General features: G+C 68.5%; 10 protein-coding genes and 1 pseudogene. 2 read left to right on the top strand and 9 right to left on the bottom strand.

Annotated features, from left to right (window positions below; translation table 11 throughout):
* Nucleotides 1–39: 39 nt before the first annotated feature.
* The 8 genes from ACWCXX_RS38000 to ACWCXX_RS37965 form a co-directional block, all read right to left on the bottom strand.
* Entirely contained in the window at nt 40–528 is a 489-nt protein-coding gene (locus ACWCXX_RS38000; protein ID WP_451135437.1) for a transposase, read from the bottom strand.
* A 440-nt stretch (nt 529–968) separates the two neighbouring features.
* Nucleotides 969–1,835: an NAD-dependent epimerase/dehydratase family protein gene (locus tag ACWCXX_RS37995; RefSeq protein ID WP_451135435.1), complete on the bottom strand. Its 867-nt coding sequence runs from the start codon at nt 1,833–1,835 to the stop codon at nt 969–971.
* A 26-nt stretch (nt 1,836–1,861) separates the two neighbouring features.
* Nucleotides 1,862–4,084, bottom strand: coding sequence for an FAD-dependent oxidoreductase (locus ACWCXX_RS37990; RefSeq protein ID WP_451135433.1), 2,223 nt, complete (start codon nt 4,082–4,084; stop codon nt 1,862–1,864).
* A gap of 12 nt (nt 4,085–4,096) precedes the next feature.
* Nucleotides 4,097–6,388, bottom strand: coding sequence for a hypothetical protein (locus ACWCXX_RS37985; protein ID WP_451135431.1), 2,292 nt, complete (start codon nt 6,386–6,388; stop codon nt 4,097–4,099).
* A gap of 107 nt (nt 6,389–6,495) precedes the next feature.
* On the bottom strand, nt 6,496–7,374 hold the full coding sequence (locus ACWCXX_RS37980; RefSeq protein ID WP_451135429.1) for a carbohydrate ABC transporter permease: 879 nt from the start codon (nt 7,372–7,374) through the stop codon (nt 6,496–6,498).
* The gene (locus ACWCXX_RS37975) at nt 7,371–8,318 is read right to left on the bottom strand and encodes a carbohydrate ABC transporter permease (RefSeq protein WP_451135427.1); all 948 of its coding nucleotides are present in this window, start codon (nt 8,316–8,318) and stop codon (nt 7,371–7,373) included. The genes ACWCXX_RS37980 and ACWCXX_RS37975 overlap by 4 nt, the downstream gene beginning before the upstream one ends.
* Nucleotides 8,319–8,325: 7 nt before the next feature.
* Nucleotides 8,326–9,666, bottom strand: coding sequence for an ABC transporter substrate-binding protein (locus ACWCXX_RS37970; RefSeq protein ID WP_384413073.1), 1,341 nt, complete (start codon nt 9,664–9,666; stop codon nt 8,326–8,328).
* A gap of 123 nt (nt 9,667–9,789) precedes the next feature.
* On the bottom strand, nt 9,790–10,791 hold the full coding sequence (locus ACWCXX_RS37965) for a LacI family DNA-binding transcriptional regulator (protein WP_451135424.1): 1,002 nt from the start codon (nt 10,789–10,791) through the stop codon (nt 9,790–9,792).
* 236 nt (nt 10,792–11,027) lie between these two features.
* Here ACWCXX_RS37965 and ACWCXX_RS37960 point away from each other — a divergent pair, with 236 nt between their 5' ends.
* Both ACWCXX_RS37960 and ACWCXX_RS37955 read left to right on the top strand, forming a co-directional pair.
* Nucleotides 11,028–12,170, top strand: coding sequence for a mandelate racemase/muconate lactonizing enzyme family protein (locus ACWCXX_RS37960; protein ID WP_451135422.1), 1,143 nt, complete (start codon nt 11,028–11,030; stop codon nt 12,168–12,170).
* A gap of 224 nt (nt 12,171–12,394) precedes the next feature.
* Complete coding sequence (locus ACWCXX_RS37955) at nt 12,395–14,425, top strand: DUF6351 family protein (RefSeq protein WP_451135420.1); 2,031 nt, start codon at nt 12,395–12,397, stop codon at nt 14,423–14,425.
* Between the two features lie 809 nt (nt 14,426–15,234).
* On the opposite strand, the pseudogene ACWCXX_RS37950 reads toward ACWCXX_RS37955, so the two are convergent.
* A pseudogene (locus ACWCXX_RS37950) lies at nt 15,235–15,525 on the bottom strand (IS6 family transposase); the annotation flags it as partial.
* Nucleotides 15,526–15,609: the final 84 nt, after the last annotated feature.

Raw genomic sequence — 15,609 nt, 5'->3', positions numbered from 1 at the left:
GGCGCGTCGTTTCAGCTCCGCAGACACGACGCGCCGCCGCTACGCGGCGGAAAACAACCACGCACTCCGTGCGTGGTTTCGGGACTTCGTCCCGGGGATCCGGGCCACTCCGTGGCCCGGGAGCCCCCGTACGCGCTTGCCCGCGTCGTAGCCGATGGCCTGACCGCCCTGATGACTACGGGCGGACTGCGAGTCCAGTACGGCCACCGAAGGCTGCGGGTCCCGGCCGTCCGCCACTCGGACCCGCTCGCGCAGTGCGTCGTGGACCCGGTCCCAGGTGCCGTCCGCCGTCCAGGCGCGAAACCACCGGTAGGCCGCGTCCCACGGCGCGAGGTCGTGCGGCACCAGCCGCCACGCGCAGCCGCTGACCAGCGCGTACAGCACGGTATCCACGATCAGCCGACGCGGGAACTTCAGCTGGCGGCCGCCCCGGCGCGGGTCCCGCACCGGCAGCAGCGGCTCGATCACCGCCCACTGAGCATCCGTTAACGACGAGTCATAGGAGGGCTTGCACACGCAGACACACATGGCGGTGATCTTTGCGGACAGTTCGACGCGAAGATCAGCGCCAGTGGATCACGCCATGGAGTTGATCAATTACCCAACACTTTCTGAGGGGCGCCGCACCCTGTCACCGCCAGTGCGGCTACCGCGCACACCAGGGTGAGCACACCGGACTTGACTGTGCTTCTACGGAGCCGAGAAATGTTCATGGATGGACTCTGCCGTTCCCGGCGCACTCGGCGCATTGGGACCAACGCCCGCCTCGGCAGGGTTGTTTTCCCTACGTTCCGCGAGAGTCAGGTCGCCTGGCTCCTCCGCAGGCCAGCGAACTGCCACCTGCCACCACCTTCGCCCGGCTGACGATGATTTGGTGGAGTCATCGCGGATATCGCTCGGTACGTCACTTGGACTCAGGAAACGTCCTGTTCTCTCCTATCCGCGGTGGTCCGGCGGCCGTCGTGATCTCAACTCGGCGGAACCGCCCCGTGACCGAGGAGATTCTGTGCCGTGAACCCCAGCAGCCTGCGCGCGGCCGAGGTGTCGACCGGCGCCGCGCGACCCGGCAGCGGGCGCCGCAGCACGGTGGTGGGGTGATAGCGGCGCAGCAGTTCCTCCGTCGGGTACGGCACGATGATCTCGGGGGCGCAGAGGTGTACCGCGTGCGCCGCACGGCCGGATACGTCCAAGGCCAGCAGCGCGGCCCTCGCTGCGTCATGGACCTCGAGGTACGTCCACAGGTCTCTTGCCCCCGCGGCCGGGTCGGCCGTGAGCCGGGCGGCATGGGCGTGCAGCCGTTCCTCGAATCCGCCCACGTACGGATAGCGCAGGCACACCACGCTCATTCCGTACCGCCGCGCCATCATCTGCGCCGTCAGCTCGTCGACCTGTTTGGACAGGCCGTAAGGGTCGGCAACCTGGGAGGCCATCGCCTCATCGACCGGCGCGTACGGCGGATGCGGATCCGCGACATCCGTCCAGGGCAGGCCCGTGACACCCCAGGAGCTTGCCACCGCCGCATGCCGGATCCCCGCCCGGCCGGCCTCCTCCAGGACGGTGAAGGTGGAGAGGCTGTTGCCCGCGAAGACCTCACATGCGGTGTTGCGCTCGGGAGTCGGGATCGCCGCCAGGTGGATGACCGCATCGGCGCCCTCCAGAGCAGCCCGCACGGTCTTCGCGTCGGCCGCGTCACCGGTCGCGACCAGGCGCGCCGCGAGATCCCCGGGATCATCGAGGACCAAGGCGTTCGCCTCGATCCCGCGCTCGGCGAGCAGCGCGAGGACCGCTCGCCCGATCCGCCCGGCGGCCCCGGTGACCATCGCTCTTTTGACCATCCGGTCACTCTCCTGCGTCGGTGCTTCTACTCGTAGGCGCGCACGGCGACGACGTGCGCCGACGCCGCCCCGTTAGTGGCTTCGACGACGACCCGGATCGCCGATGTGGTGACCGGCTCCGCCAGCGTGTGCGTCTCGCGTCGCCGCCGATTCTGCGCCGCACGGGCGATGACGCGCCAGGAGCCGTCAGTATCCAGTGCCTCGATGCGGTAGTCGCGAAGGAGGGTGGGGAGGGTGTCGAAGGGCGTGTGGTGGTGGTGCAAGTTGATCAGGTCCTCGTTGACGTCGTCGTCGGCGATGACCTCGATCCGGCCCAGAGCGACCGGTTCGGGCCAGGCCAGCTCGAGCCAGGGGAAAGGGACGTCCGCCAGTGGTGCGGAGACCCACATGTGCGGTCCCGCGTACGGGCGGGCATAGCCGTCGGTGGCCTTGGCGGGGGAGTAGGCCGCGGTCTCTCCCGTACGGAGGCAGAAGGTGCGGCGCAGCAGACCTGTGTCCGTCCACTCGCGCAGCGGCTGCGGCGATTCGTCCGACGGGCGCAGCGGTACGCGCGTGAAGCACAGGACGCCGGGGGTCGGGCGGTCGGAGCGGTGCAGAGCGAGGGCGTCGTTGGCGCGGACTACCAGGAAGGCGTTGCGCGGGGTTTCGGGAGACCAGTCCAGGCCCGTCTTGAGCCACTGCCGGGCACCGGCGGCGACGGGCAGGGTGGTGGAGGTGACGAGGCGGCGCGGGACGTAGTTCTGGCCGAGTTCGGGGTCGTACAGATCGATCACGATCTCGGTGTCGCGGTCGGCGTCGACGAGCAGTTCCACGCCGGAGAGGTCCGGGTCCGCGGGGAGGACGAGTCCGGCGTCCGCCGCGAGCGGCCATAGCTCGTCGGAGTCCTCGACTGCCAAGCCGCTCAAGGTGGACGAGGCGGTGGCCCTCGCCCGCAGGGCCAGGTCCTCCGGGTCCGTCGAGGCGAGGCCGATGAGCGAGGCATCCTGGCGCAGCAGCGCCCGGTGCAGCTCGGGTACGGGGAGTTCGCGCGGGGTGACATCTCCGGTGGCGCAGAGTGCCGCCGCCGTGCCGGCCGCCTGTCCGATCGTGGCGCAGGTCGCCATGACGCGGGTCGAGCCGAAGGCGACGTGGCTGGCGGAGATGTTGCGTCCGGCGAAGAGCAGGTTCGTCGTGTTCACCGAGTACAGGCTGCGGTAGGGGATGTGGTAGATCCCGTCCGCGTAGCGCTGCTTGGCGCCGCCCTCGTCGGCGTACATGCCCTTGGGCGGATGCAGGTCGATGGACCAGCCGCCGAACGCGACCCGGTCGTCGAACTCGGTCTGGCCGAGGATGTCGCCCTGGTGCAGGACGTAGTCGCCGAGGAAGCGCCGGTACTCGCGCTTGCCGGGCACCGAACCCACCCACTCCAGCGTCATGTTCGCCGCGTCGAACTCGCCGGAGTTCTTGATGTGGTCCCAGACGCCGTGGATCACCGCCCACAGCTCGTCACGGATGCGTTCGTTGTCGTGGACGGTGTCGAGCTCGCCGCCGAACTCGATCCACCAGTACGCGCAGCCGTTGTCACCGGACTTGATGACGCGGCGCTGCGGGATGGAGGTCCGGGTGATGTCCTTGGCGAAGTCCGGCGGCACGAACTTGACCGGATGGCCGGCGTCCTTCGTGTAGAAGAGGAGAGTCGATCCCAGGGTGATGTCGTCGGCCGCCTCCGGAGCCCATGACTCGCCGTACTCGGCGTGGGATTCCCGGCCGATGCGGTGGTGGGCGCCCGCCAGGTGGCCGATCAGGCCGTCCCCCGTGCAGTCGAGGAAGAGGGGGCTCTCGAAGCGTATCCGCCGCTCCGAGCCCATCATCCAACCGGTGACCGAGGTGATTCGCCGGGCCTCGTCCGGACCTTCGGCGTCGACCTCGCGCACGTCGGTGTTGAGATAGAGCGTGATGCCGGGCTCGGCGCGCACGGCGTCCAGGACCACGGCGTCCCAGTAGTAGGGGTTCCCGTCCGGGTTGCGGAACTGGTTCTCCACGAGCAGCTCGCCCATGATGCCGCCCTCACGGGCATGGTGATTCTTGCCGTGGCCGGTCGCGCCGCACACCCAGACCCGGACCTCGCTGCTCGCGTTGCCGCCGAGCACCGGCCGGTTGTTGACGAGTGCCACGGTACGGCCCAGCCGGGCGGCGGCGATCGCCGCGCAGACCCCGGCCAGGCCGCCGCCGACGACGGTGATGTCGTGCCGTGCGGTTTCGTTCCTCATGTCGAACGTCACTTACTTCCAGTCGGGATTGGTGGCGAGGCCGTAGTAGATGCGCGGGGCACCGTCGAGGGTGAGGGTGACCTTGCCGTCGGAGGCTTTCAGGGAGCGTTCCTGGCCGATGCAGTTCAGCTCCCGCACCGTGCCGTCGACCGTCCCCGCGTGGGCCACAACCGGGGTCCTGGTCGTCCAGGTGTCGACCCAGGGCTCGGGCGACGCGAACCAGGGGTCCTCGCCGTGCTCGGAGTTGAGGACGTATCCGTCCTTGCGGCTCCAGATGACCGAGACCGGTCCGCCGGGAGTGGTGAAGAGGAGTCCCTTGATGTCCTGGTCGGCGAAGGCGAGATGCCGGACGAACTCGGCCTCGTCCAAGACCCGGGCGGCGGTCGCGTAGGCGAGGAGCGAGGGCTTGGCGCTGGTGTCGCGGTTCATCAGGCCGTAGTGGTACTCGGGGTTGGCGGGGTCGGCCTCCTGCGGGTGGTAGAGCACCGAGTCGTGCAGCTGGTACCAGTTGACGGCGCGTACGTTCTCGGACTTGGCGAGCGCGAGCGTGAGCAGTGTGTTCTCGGCGGCGTGCCGGTAGGTGTCGCTCCACCACGCGTTGGGCCGGGTCGGTGCGTACGCCTCGGTCAGCCACAGCTCCTTGTCGCCGCCGTACTCCTGAAGGACCTGGTTCGCCTTGCGCAGCGCGCCGAGGAAGTTCCAGTACGAGCCGGACGGTCCCTGCGTCCACTCCTCGGGCGGCGGCGCGAAATCGGGCGTGAAGTTGCCGCGACCGGGGTGGAAGGCGAAGGCGTCGATGAGGTCCCAGCCGCCCGCGGCACGGAAGTTCTCGGTCCATACGTAGTCCATGCCGCCGAGGCCGGCGTTCATGATCTTCATCCGCGAGCCCGCCGCGTCGAGGCGCGTGGTGACCTGGCGCAGACCGTCCCGGACGTAGGCGTCGGCGCCGCGGCCCGACATCCAGGGCTGGTTGACCTCGTTGCTCACCTCGAAGTACGCGGCCTCGGCGGCCAGGGCCTTGGCGACATTCGTGTCGGCCCAGGCCGCGATCTGCTCCGGGCTGCCGCCCACGGGGATGCCGCTCAGCTCCACGTTGTGCCCGATGCCGTTCGCGTCCAGGGTCGCGGTGTCGATGCCCGGGGCGCCCGCGTAGGCGATGCGGATCCACTTGATGCCGAGCGTCCTGACCAGCCCCAGTACGGCGTCCTTGTCGGGTTCGAGCAGCCAGGGGTAGTTGGCGAGGCCGAACATCGACTCCTTGCCCGCCTTGTACGCGAACTCCGGGAGCACGCTCAGATTCGTGCGGGCCAGCGCCCGGTCGTTGCCGCTGACCACCTCCACCCCGGTGAACACGATGTTCTGCGAGGGCGCGGTCAGAGCGAAGGAGGCGTTCCAGGCCGCGCCCGCCGCGAGACTCCTGCGGAGCGTCCCCCCGGCGATCCTTCTGCCGCCGAAGTCCCGCGCCCACCAGGTGAGTGTCACCTTCCTGGCCGTGGCGGAGCCGTTGACGACCTGCGCCTTCAGCGTCATCGTCTGCCCGGCCGCCTTGTAGAGGTTGAACGGCTGGTCGGTCCACACCTCCACGCCGAGCGGGCGCTCGGCGGCGAGCGTTCCCGCCCCGCGCGGCCGTAGATCGCCCAGAACCAGATCGGCCTCGGTGACCGCGGTGCCCGCGCCGGTCGAGGTGCCGGGGGAATGGACCCATGTGGCGTTCGTGTTCGCGGGGTTGGTGGACGGGAGGCAGAAGAAGCCCTTCGACCCGGCCCACGTCTCCACGTACGCGCCGCCCGCGTTCACCTCATACGGAATGCCGCCCCGGGGGTCCTTCTCCCAGACGGTCAGGGCTTCGTACGACTCCGCTGCGCTCGCTCCGTACACCGTGCGGGAGAACATGAAGCCGGCCGGTGTGAGCGTGCCGGAGCCGCCGACCTCCCACTTCATGTGTGCCTTGCGGGAGGTGACGTCGAAGGTGCCGCGCACCGTGACTCCGGACGCGCTGCTCCCCATCGTGTACGTCACCTGAATCGCGGGCCGCCCGTCCGGGAGCGTGATCCGGGCGGGGGTGCCGCCGAAGGTGCGCTGCTGGCCGAGCGAGGTGTCCTTGATCATGAAGTGGCTGAGCAGGATGCGGTCGGTGCCCGCACCGTCCCGCACGAGGACGCTGCCGTCGCCACGGCCGACCAGAGTGATGCCGTCGGCCTCGATGGTGACCGGGTCCGCGGCGTACGCGGGAACGGCGGGCAACAGTGCGGCGCCGGTGGCGACGGCCGTGCCCTGGATGAATCTGCGCCGGGCGACTGACATGGAGGTGCCCTTCTCTTGGTCTGGGTGTTCCGGATGCCCCGGAGATTTCGGAGCGGAAGGTGCGGTGGGGGGGGGAGCCGGGGTTCGGCCGTCGGCTCCGGCGGAAGTCAGCCCTTGACCCCGGTGAAGCCGAGCCCGGCGACGATGTACTTCTGGCAGACGACGAAGACGAGCACCGGCGGGGCGACGGCGAGCACCATCGTGGCGATCAGCTGGTCCTGCGGGGCCTGCGTGGCGAGCTGGGACAGCGCGACGCTGATCGGCTGCCGCTCGGGGTCGGTGATGGCCACCAGCGGCCAGATGAAGTCCTTCCAGGAGTGCATCACCGCGAGCAGGCTGATCACGGCGAGCACCGGCTTGCTCATGGGCAGCACGATCTTGGTGAGCAGTTGCCGGGTACTTGCCCCGTCGACCCGCGCCGCGTCGAACAGCTCCTTCGGGAGGGCGTCGAAGAACTGCTTGGCGAGCAGCACCGTGAAGGCGTTCGTGCCGGCCGGCAGCCAGATCGCCCAGTAGGTGTCGCCCAGGTTGAGGTGGAGGAACGGTACATCGATCACGGTCATGAAGAGGCTGACCATGTTCACCGTGTACGGCACGAACATCGTGGCGAGGATCGCCCCGTAGACGACCTTGCCGAACTTCGGCCTGAGCACCGAGAGCGCGAAGCCCGCCGTGGCCGAGACGAAGAGCTGCACGAACCACGATCCGCCGACCACCAGGAGGGTGTTCATCAGATAGCGGCCGACACTCAGATCGGTGTACGCCGTCGAGAAGTTGCCCAGAGCCGGCCGGTCCGGCCAGAGGGCCAGGGGCTGGGTCGTGAGCTCGGTGGGCGGGGAGACCGCGCCCTTGACCATCCAGTACAGCGGTCCGATGCCGATGAGCAGCAGCAGGATCAGGGTGAACACCTGGACGGAGCGCACTGCCGCGCGCACGCCGGGGCGTTGGCGGTCGTTGGTGGAGACGAAGGTGGTGAGCGTGGTCATGACGTGCTCCAGCTGCGGGTGGCCCGCAGATAGACCGCGGAGAGCAGGGCGAGGGCGAGCACCATCAGGAAGGAGAGCGCGGCGGCCTGGCCGTACTCGCCGTCCTGGAAGGCGTACCGGAAGATCAGCAGCAGGACCGTGAGGGTGGAGTTCTCGGGCCCGCCGCCGGTGAAGACATACGGTTCGGTGAAGACCTGCACCGTGTTGATCAGCTGGACCAGCAGCAACAGCCCGATGACGGAACGGAGCTGAGGTAGCATCACATGCCAGATGCGCCGCCAGATCCCGGCACCGTCCATCTCGGCGGCCTCATAGAGTTCGCCGGGGATGCCGACCATCGCCGCGAGGTAGATCAGAACGGCACCGCCCATGCCCGCCCAGGTGGCCTCCAGGACCAGCGAGAGCATGGCGCTGTCGGAGGACTCCAGCCACGAGTACGGGCCGAGCCCGATCTTGCCGAGGGCGTTGTTGAAGAGCCCGCTCCCGGGATCGTAGAACCACTTCCAGAGCAGGATCGCCACGACCGGCGGGATGACCACCGGCAGATACACCAGGAAGCGGTAGACGCCCGCGCCCCGCCGCACCGTCGACATGATCGCGGCCAGGACCAGCGGCGCCGGGAACCCGATCAGCAGGCCGAGGGCCACGAAGAACAGGGTGTTCCCGACGGCGGTCCCCAGCAGCGGATCGTCGAACAGGGCACGGAAGTTGTCCAGGCCGATCCAGACCGCGGGCTCGACGAGGTTGGTCTTCTGGAAGCTGAGCAGCAGGCTGCGCGCGATCGGCCACCAGGCGAAGAGCCCGAAGATCAGCAGTGCGGGGACGAGGAACAGCCAGGCGGTGAACTGTTTGCGGGCGCCGGTGCCACGCTGCCGAGGCAGGGCGCGCGGCACGGGCTCCTTGGACACGGCGGCCGGGCGCCGCGACGGAGCGAGCAGAGCCATGGGCCGGCTACTTCTGGTCCGCGGCGAGCTTGGCATTGACGTCCTTCTCGGCCGCGGCCAGCAGGGCGTCGATGTCGGCGTCGCGCTTGGTGAGCACTGCCTGGACCACCGGGTCGAGCACGGTGTACAGCTTCTGTGCCTGGTACGGCGGCTCCGGCTTCAGCTTCAGTGTGGAGAGGCCGTCGATGTACGGCTTGAAGTGCTGAAGCTTCACATTGACGTACGGCTTGATCGCGGCATCGATCTCGGTCTGCCGCTTCCTGTCGAAGACCGGCAGCGTCGGCACGCCCACCGCGGACTTCGGGTCGGCGGACAGCGTCTTGGCCTGCTCGGCGGCGATGTCGGTGCTGTACTGCGGCTTGGCGTAGGCGAACGTCAGCCACTCCACGGCCGCTGCCGCGTGCTTCTTGTCGGCGGACTTCGGAACCATGTAGATGTCGCCGCCGGTGAGTGTCGCGTCGCCGCCGGACTGCGGCATCGGGGCCACTCCGAAGGCGTCGGTGTTCTCCATGCCGAACTGCATCTTCGCCAGCCGGTACGTCCCCGGGCTGCCCATGAACATGCCGACCTGCCCGGCCGAGAACTGCTTGATCACGTCGTTCTGATTGTTGAGCAGGGTTTTGCCGAGCGAGTCGTCCTTCCAGCGCATGTCCTTGAGCAGCCGCAACGCCTGCTTCGTCGGCTCCCCGGTGAGCGTGGCGGTGTACTTGCCACCCTGCTCCTTCTGCAGCTCACCACCGAAGGCGTACGACAGCATCGTCAGCTGCCAGCCGCCCTGGTTGTCCTTGGATTCATGGACGAACCCCGCCTTGCCGGTCTTGTCGCTGATCTTCTTGGCGGCGGTACGGACCCCCGCCCAGGTGGTCGGCGGGCGGTCGGGGTCCAGGCCGGCCTTCTCGAAGAGCTCGCGGTTGTAGACCAGCCCCTGGGCGTACGGGTTCTGCGGTACGCCGTACACGTCGCCGGCGCTGTCGGTCAGTGGCTGGAGCACCTGGGGGTTGAACTCCTTGAAGTGCTCCCACTCCTTGAGTTGCCCGGTGATCGGCTGCACCTGCTTCTGCTGGATGAGCCGCTGCGGCTCGGTCAGCGGCACCTTGATGACGTCCTCGACATTGCCGCCGGACAGCTTCGCGGAGAACGTCAGCGGGTCGAAGACCGTGGTCGAACCCTTGACCTTGATGCCCGGGTTGGCCTTCTCGAAGTCGGCCACCTGCTTCTTGAACAGGGCGACCCCCGGCTTGTCGGTGGCCGGCGGCATGCCCTGCACCCGCAGTACGAGATCGCCGTCCCCGCCGGCGCTGCTCGGAGTGAGGGAGGAACAGCCCGCGAGGGTCGCGGTCAGCGCCATGCAGCCAAGTATGGCCGCACAGCGGGAGTTTCTGGGCATAACGGCTCCAAGAAGGGCAGGAGTGGGTTCGGTGCGGCGTTGTGCAGTGCTTTGGTCGTTGCGGTGGTGTGCGCCGCGGGTGGGTCAGTGGGCGGGTGCGGGGCCCGTCGAGGCGCGGGGAATCAGGCGGGAGCCGATCTCCACGATGGGGGAGGCGGCATCGGGACCCCGTCCGGTGCGGCCTGTTGTGTTCGCGATCGTCTCGATCAGGAGATCCCCCGCACGTGTGGCGATCTCTTCGGGGTCGATCCGGATCGTGGTGAGGCTGGGGGTGGAGACGGAGGCGAGCAGTGTGTCGTCGATGCCGATGACGCTGACGTCGCGCGGGACGCTCACACCGAGGTTGGCCATCTGGTGCAGCACGCCCAGGGCGACAACGTCGTTGTGGGCGATCACGGCCGTCGCCTCGTGGGCGGCGACGAGGGTGGCGGCGTGCACGCCCGTCTCGAACCGTGGTTCGTACGGCCCGAGCTCGGACAGGGAGAGGTCGAGCGCTTCGAAGGACTCCTGGATGGACTTGCCGCGGCTCAGCTCGGCGCGGGACGCGTTGATGAAGACGCAGCGCCGGTGGCCGTACGCCTTCAGCTGTTCGGCGGCCTGCGCGATGCCGGCGGCCAGTGAGATCCGGACCTCGGGGATGCCCGGTACGTGACGGTTCACCACCACCAGCGGCATCCGGCCCGCGAGTTCCTGGAGCCGGTCCTCGGTGAGGGTGGAAGCCCACAGGATCAGGCCGTCGACCCGCTTCGACACGGCCGCGATGGCCGCCATTTCGTCGGCTTCGCGCTCGTCGCTGTCGGCGACCAGAACCGTGTAGCCCAGGTGCCGGGCGCGGGCCTGCATCGCCTTGATGATCGGCGGGAAGAACGGGTTGGCGATGTCCGGGACGATCAGGCCGAGCGTACCGGTGCCGCTGCCGCGCAGTGAACGGGCCGCCGGGTTGGGGGAGTAGCCGAGCTCGGCCGCGGCGTCGAGGATGCGCTGCCGGGTCGTCGGCTGCACCTGGTCGGGTGCGGTGAACGCACGGGACACCGTCGACACCGAGACGCCCGCGGCGCTCGCCACCTCCCGGATCGTTACTGCCACGGGTGGGCCTCCTCGTCGTCCTGAGCCGGGGGATCCCGGTCCTCTCGCATCTGGATCCTGCGAATGCGGTTGATGTTTGCGAACGTTCCCGGTGCGTGTCAAGACGTGTGTCAGGAGTATTTCGCCGAGGAAAACCTTCTGCATGCATGGGCCTTGCCTTGCGGCCGAACTGCTGCCAATGATGTGTTCTCAAGAACGGCACTGAAATTGCGGGAACGTTTTCATAGAGGAGTGGCATGAAGATCACCGGCCTGGAAGTGCTGACTCTCCCCGACCACGGAGACAGCATGATGCTGGTCGTGGTCGACACCGACGAGGGCATCCACGGTCTGGGCGAGGTCGGCATCAGGTCGCGTCAGCGAGCGGTCGCGGGTGGTCTCGACCACCTCGCGGAGCTGATCGTCGGCGAGGACCCACGGCGCATCGAGCACCTCTGGCAGGTGATGTTCCGGCGCGGGTTCTTCCCCGCCGACCGCATACTCGGAGCCGCCATCGCGGCGGTGGACGTGGCCCTCTGGGACATCCGCGGCAAGGCGCTCGGCGTACCGGTGCACGAACTCCTCGGCGGCCGGGTGCGTGATCACGTGCCCGCCTATGTGCATGTCGGTGACGGCTACGACGACCGCGCTCGGTTCCTGGACCGCTGCCGCGGCCTGGTCGCCGAGGGCTGGCGCCATCTGCGGTTCGCCTCGCCGCACGACGCCGACGGCACGCTCGACGCCCGCCGCTGCCTGCGTGACTCGGTCGGCCTCTTCCACGAGGTCCGGGACGCGGTCGGCGACGAGGTGGAGCTGATCCTCGACGTCCATACCCGCCTGGATCCGCCGGAGGTGCTGACCCTGTGCCGAGAGATCGAGGCGGCCCGCCCGTACTTCGTCGAGGACCCACTGCGCTGTGAGAACCCGGACAGCTATCGCATGCTGCGGGCCCGCACGGGTGTGCCGCTGGCCGCAGGTGAGCAGTACGGATCCAAATGGGAGTTCAGGACACTCATCGAGGACGACCTCATCGATTACGTGCGAGTGGACGTCGGGGTGGCCGCGGGTCTGACCGAGGCGAAGAAGATCGCGGCGATGGCGGAGGCCCACCACATCAAGCTCGCCACCCACAACCCGCTCGGCCCGGTCACCGCCGCCTCCTCGCTCCAACTCAACCTGGCCTGCCCCAATATGGCGATCCAGGAGCACCAGACCGACCCCGACCCGGCCATCGCCGCCCTCTTCACCGCGAGGCCGACGATCGTGCCGGGACGGGTGGAGCTGAGCGAACTGCCGGGCATCGGCGTCGACATCGACCGGGAGGCGGCACGCCGCTACCAGGCCACGGCGGCCGAGCGCCCGCACTTGCGCACGACGGACGGGGCGTTCACCAACTGGTAGCCGGGCCGGAGCCGGTCGGCCGCGCGGGCCCGAAGCCCGTGTCCGTACTGCGAGCACCATCTCCGAGCACGACCTCAGACTTCAGAAGCGAGGGTAATTCCGTGGTGTCATTCACACGAGCCGCGAGACCGGTCGAACTGGTCCTTGTCGGCACAGCGTTCATGGGTGTGCTGATCGGCGCTTCGGCGACGCCGGCCGGCAGTCAGGAACGCGAGAAGCTACAGGTGACAGCCGTGTCGTCGCGGCCCGGCATGGTGTCGGGAGACGACGCCCTGATACGTGTCGAGGTGCCCGCCTCCGTAGCGGCCGACGGAGTCCGGGTCGAGGTGGCGGGCCGGGACGTGACGTCGAGCTTCCGGCCCTCCGGCGACCATGCGTTGATGGGCGTGGTGAAGGAGCTGTCCAAGGGCGACAACACACTGACGGCCCGGGCTCCGGGCGCCGACGCCGGACAGCTGACCCTGAAGAACCACCCCATCACGGGGCCGATGTTCTCCGGGCCGCACGAGCAGCCGTTCGTCTGCGACACCGCCGAGTTCAAGACGGTGACCGGCGACACCCTCGGGCAGCCGCTCGACAAGGACTGCTCGGTCAGCACCCGCGTCGACTACATGTACCGCACCACGGCCGGCAAGTTCGTTCCGCTGCCCGACGAGAGCGCCCGCCCCGCAGACCTGGCCACGGCCACGACGAGCACGGGCAAGAAGGTGCCGTACATCGTCCGCGTCGAGACCGGCACCATCAACCGCGGCATCTACGAGACGGCCGTGCTGCACGATCCGCAGTCCGCCGCCCCCTACCCGCTGCAACGTGAGCCGGGCTGGAACGGGCGCCTCATGTACGGCTTCGGCGGGGGCTGCAACGGTGGCTGGTACGTCCAGGGCCGAAACACCGTCGGTATCATGAACGACGCGTATCTGAGCAAGGGCTACGGCGTCGCCTCGTCCACGCTCAACGTGTTCGGCAACAACTGCAACGATGTGCTGGCGGCCGAGACCATGAGCATGGTCAAGGAACGCTTCGTGGAGACGTACGGCGAACCGGCCTTCACCATCGGAAACGGCTGCTCCGGCGGCTCGTACCAGACTCATCAGATCGCCGACAACTACCCGGGTCTGCTGGACGGCATCCTCTCCGGCTGCAGCTTTCCCGATGTCGGCTTCGGAACGATACAGACGCTCAGCGACGCCCAGCTCCTGAACCACTACTTCAAGGATGTCGCGCCGGACGCGTTCACCGAGGAGCAGCAGCGGGCGGTCTCCGGGTTCGGCAAGTGGGAGAGCATCGGCAGCCTGGCCCGCGCCGCCGGCCGCATCGACCCCACGGTGTACTGCCCGTCCCAGCTGCCCGCGGCACAGCGCTACAACCCCGGCACCAACCCGGACGGTGCCCGCTGTGATGTCTACAGCCACACCGTGAACGTCTACGGCGAGGTACCGGAGACCGGGAAGGCGCGCAGGCCGCTCGACAACACCGGTATCCAGTACGGACTTGAGGCCCTGAACAAGGGGACCATCGACATGGCCCAGTTCATCGACCTGAACCGGCGCATCGGCGGCCTCGACGACGACGCCAAGCCCGCCGCGGCGCGCACCGTCGCCGATCTCAAGGCGGTACGGCTCGCCTACCGCACGGGCCGCATGCTGAACGGCGGTGGTGGCCTTGCCGACGTCCCGATCATCGACTACCGCGACTACACCGACGACGTGGCCACCGGCGACATCCACATGCGTTTCCACTCCTTCTCCACCCGGGCGCGCCTGGACAAGGCCAATGGCACCCACGCCAACCAGATCATGCTCACCCGCTCCAGCGGGCACGGATTCACGCTTGCCGGGATGCTGTCTGACATGGACCAGTGGCTCTCCGGCATCAAGGCGGACTCCGGCGACGAGACGCCCATCGAGAAGATCGTCCGCAACAAGCCGCAAGGTCTTACCGACGCCTGCTGGACCCGTGGCATCGGTGCGAAGAAGATCGAGGAGCCCCAGGTCGAGGGCATCGACAACACCGAGTGCAACACCCTCTACCCGGTGTGGACCTCGCCGCGGATGGTGGCCGGGGCCGATGTGGCCAACGACATCGTCAAGTGCCGCAAGCGTCCCGTGGACCGCTCGGACTACCGAGTTCCGGTCACCGAAGGCGAGTTGAAGGATCTTACGGCGATCTTCCGGGACGGTGTCTGCGACTGGTCCAAGCCCGGGGTGGGCCAGCAGGACCTCGCCGGTACATGGCTCTCCTTCGACCGGAAGTGACAGGATCGCGGCAGGTGAGCCAAAACGGGGGCAGGTGCGCCCTCCCGCTTTGGTGCCAGTGGTGGTGATCTCCCGCGTTCGTCCAGGTCAGCACCTGTTTCCGTCCGCTGAAGCAGCGTCACCCTTCCTCTCCTCCCCTCTCCTTGTCGTCAGTGAGGGAGGAGAGCACCGGGGTGTGGGGGCGGCCTGGCGGCTTTCCCGGCCCCGGCGGGCCGTCTCCAGCGCCTGGCCGGGGACCGGACGCGGCTGACGAGGGGAGCGCGGGTCTGATGGCCGGAAAGCACTTCCTCCATTCGGTCCGGGAACTGGCTGGCGCGCTGGTTGGCGAGCCACAGGCCAACGGCGAAGCCCGTGTTGGGCGCGCACAGGCTGCCGTGCCCGGCGGCGTAGACACGGGCATGAGGCAGGCCGCGAGCGAAGCCCTTCGCGGCCTGCTGGGTGGCGTCCGGGGCCGCCGGCGGCTTCGGTTTCACGGGTGCTCGTTCCCGGGCCGGCTTTCCGCCAAAAGCCTGGGGATCGGCGCGGACCGGTGAGCCGGGGAGACCCGCCACATGCTCGGTGTCTTCGGCTTGTGCCCGGGTGCGTACCCAGGCGCGCACCCATGCGTTCAGCGGTCCTGTTGCGGCGGCGCTGAGGCGACCGACGATCCACGGCCGCTCGAGGCTGCCGGGCCAGTTCGTTGACGAGGCCGGGGACATCGGCGAGCGACTGCGGCGGTTGCCGGTCCGTGTCATCGAGCACCTGCTGCTGAACGCCGGGCCGGTCAGGACCGAGGCCACCGTGACGGCTTCGGGACAGGCCACCGCATCCCGCGCCGCGGCACGCATGTTCTCGCCCTGGTTGTTCAGGCCCTTGTGGGCGCGGTGTTCTACGGAGGGCATGACCTCGCGGTGGGCCGCGCCGTAGGAGCGCAGCTTGTCGGTGACGACCACCCTCGGCACCGAGCAGGTCTTCTTGAGCAGTTTGCGGAAGAACCGCCGGGCCGCAGCGGTGTCCCGCCGGTTCTGGACCAAAATGTCGAGCACGTTGCCGTCGGCGTCGACGGCCCGCCACAGGTACTTCAGCTCACCGTTGACCTTGATGAAGACTTCGTCCAGGTGCTTCCCAATGCTGATGTCAAGCCGCCGCTGTCACTGGGGGTGTGACCTGGTAGCACCGTCGGTCACGAATCAGGGCCCACAGGA

This window comes from Streptomyces sp. NPDC001732, assembly GCF_053596315.1.
This window is presented reverse-complemented; position numbering and strand designations above follow the sequence as displayed.

Excerpts from the sequence above, each read along its gene's own strand:
- ACWCXX_RS38000 (WP_451135437.1), bottom strand. The coding sequence starts at position 528 with ATGTGTGTCTGCGTGTGCAAGCCCTCCTATGACTCGTCGTTAACGGAT.
- ACWCXX_RS37995 (WP_451135435.1), bottom strand. The coding sequence starts at position 1,835 with ATGGTCAAAAGAGCGATGGTCACCGGGGCCGCCGGGCGGATCGGGCGA.
- ACWCXX_RS37990 (WP_451135433.1), bottom strand. The coding sequence starts at position 4,084 with ATGAGGAACGAAACCGCACGGCACGACATCACCGTCGTCGGCGGCGGC.
- ACWCXX_RS37985 (WP_451135431.1), bottom strand. The coding sequence starts at position 6,388 with ATGTCAGTCGCCCGGCGCAGATTCATCCAGGGCACGGCCGTCGCCACC.
- ACWCXX_RS37980 (WP_451135429.1), bottom strand. The coding sequence starts at position 7,374 with ATGACCACGCTCACCACCTTCGTCTCCACCAACGACCGCCAACGCCCC.
- ACWCXX_RS37975 (WP_451135427.1), bottom strand. The coding sequence starts at position 8,318 with ATGGCTCTGCTCGCTCCGTCGCGGCGCCCGGCCGCCGTGTCCAAGGAG.
- ACWCXX_RS37970 (WP_384413073.1), bottom strand. The coding sequence starts at position 9,666 with ATGGCGCTGACCGCGACCCTCGCGGGCTGTTCCTCCCTCACTCCGAGC.
- ACWCXX_RS37960 (WP_451135422.1), top strand. The coding sequence starts at position 11,028 with ATGAAGATCACCGGCCTGGAAGTGCTGACTCTCCCCGACCACGGAGAC.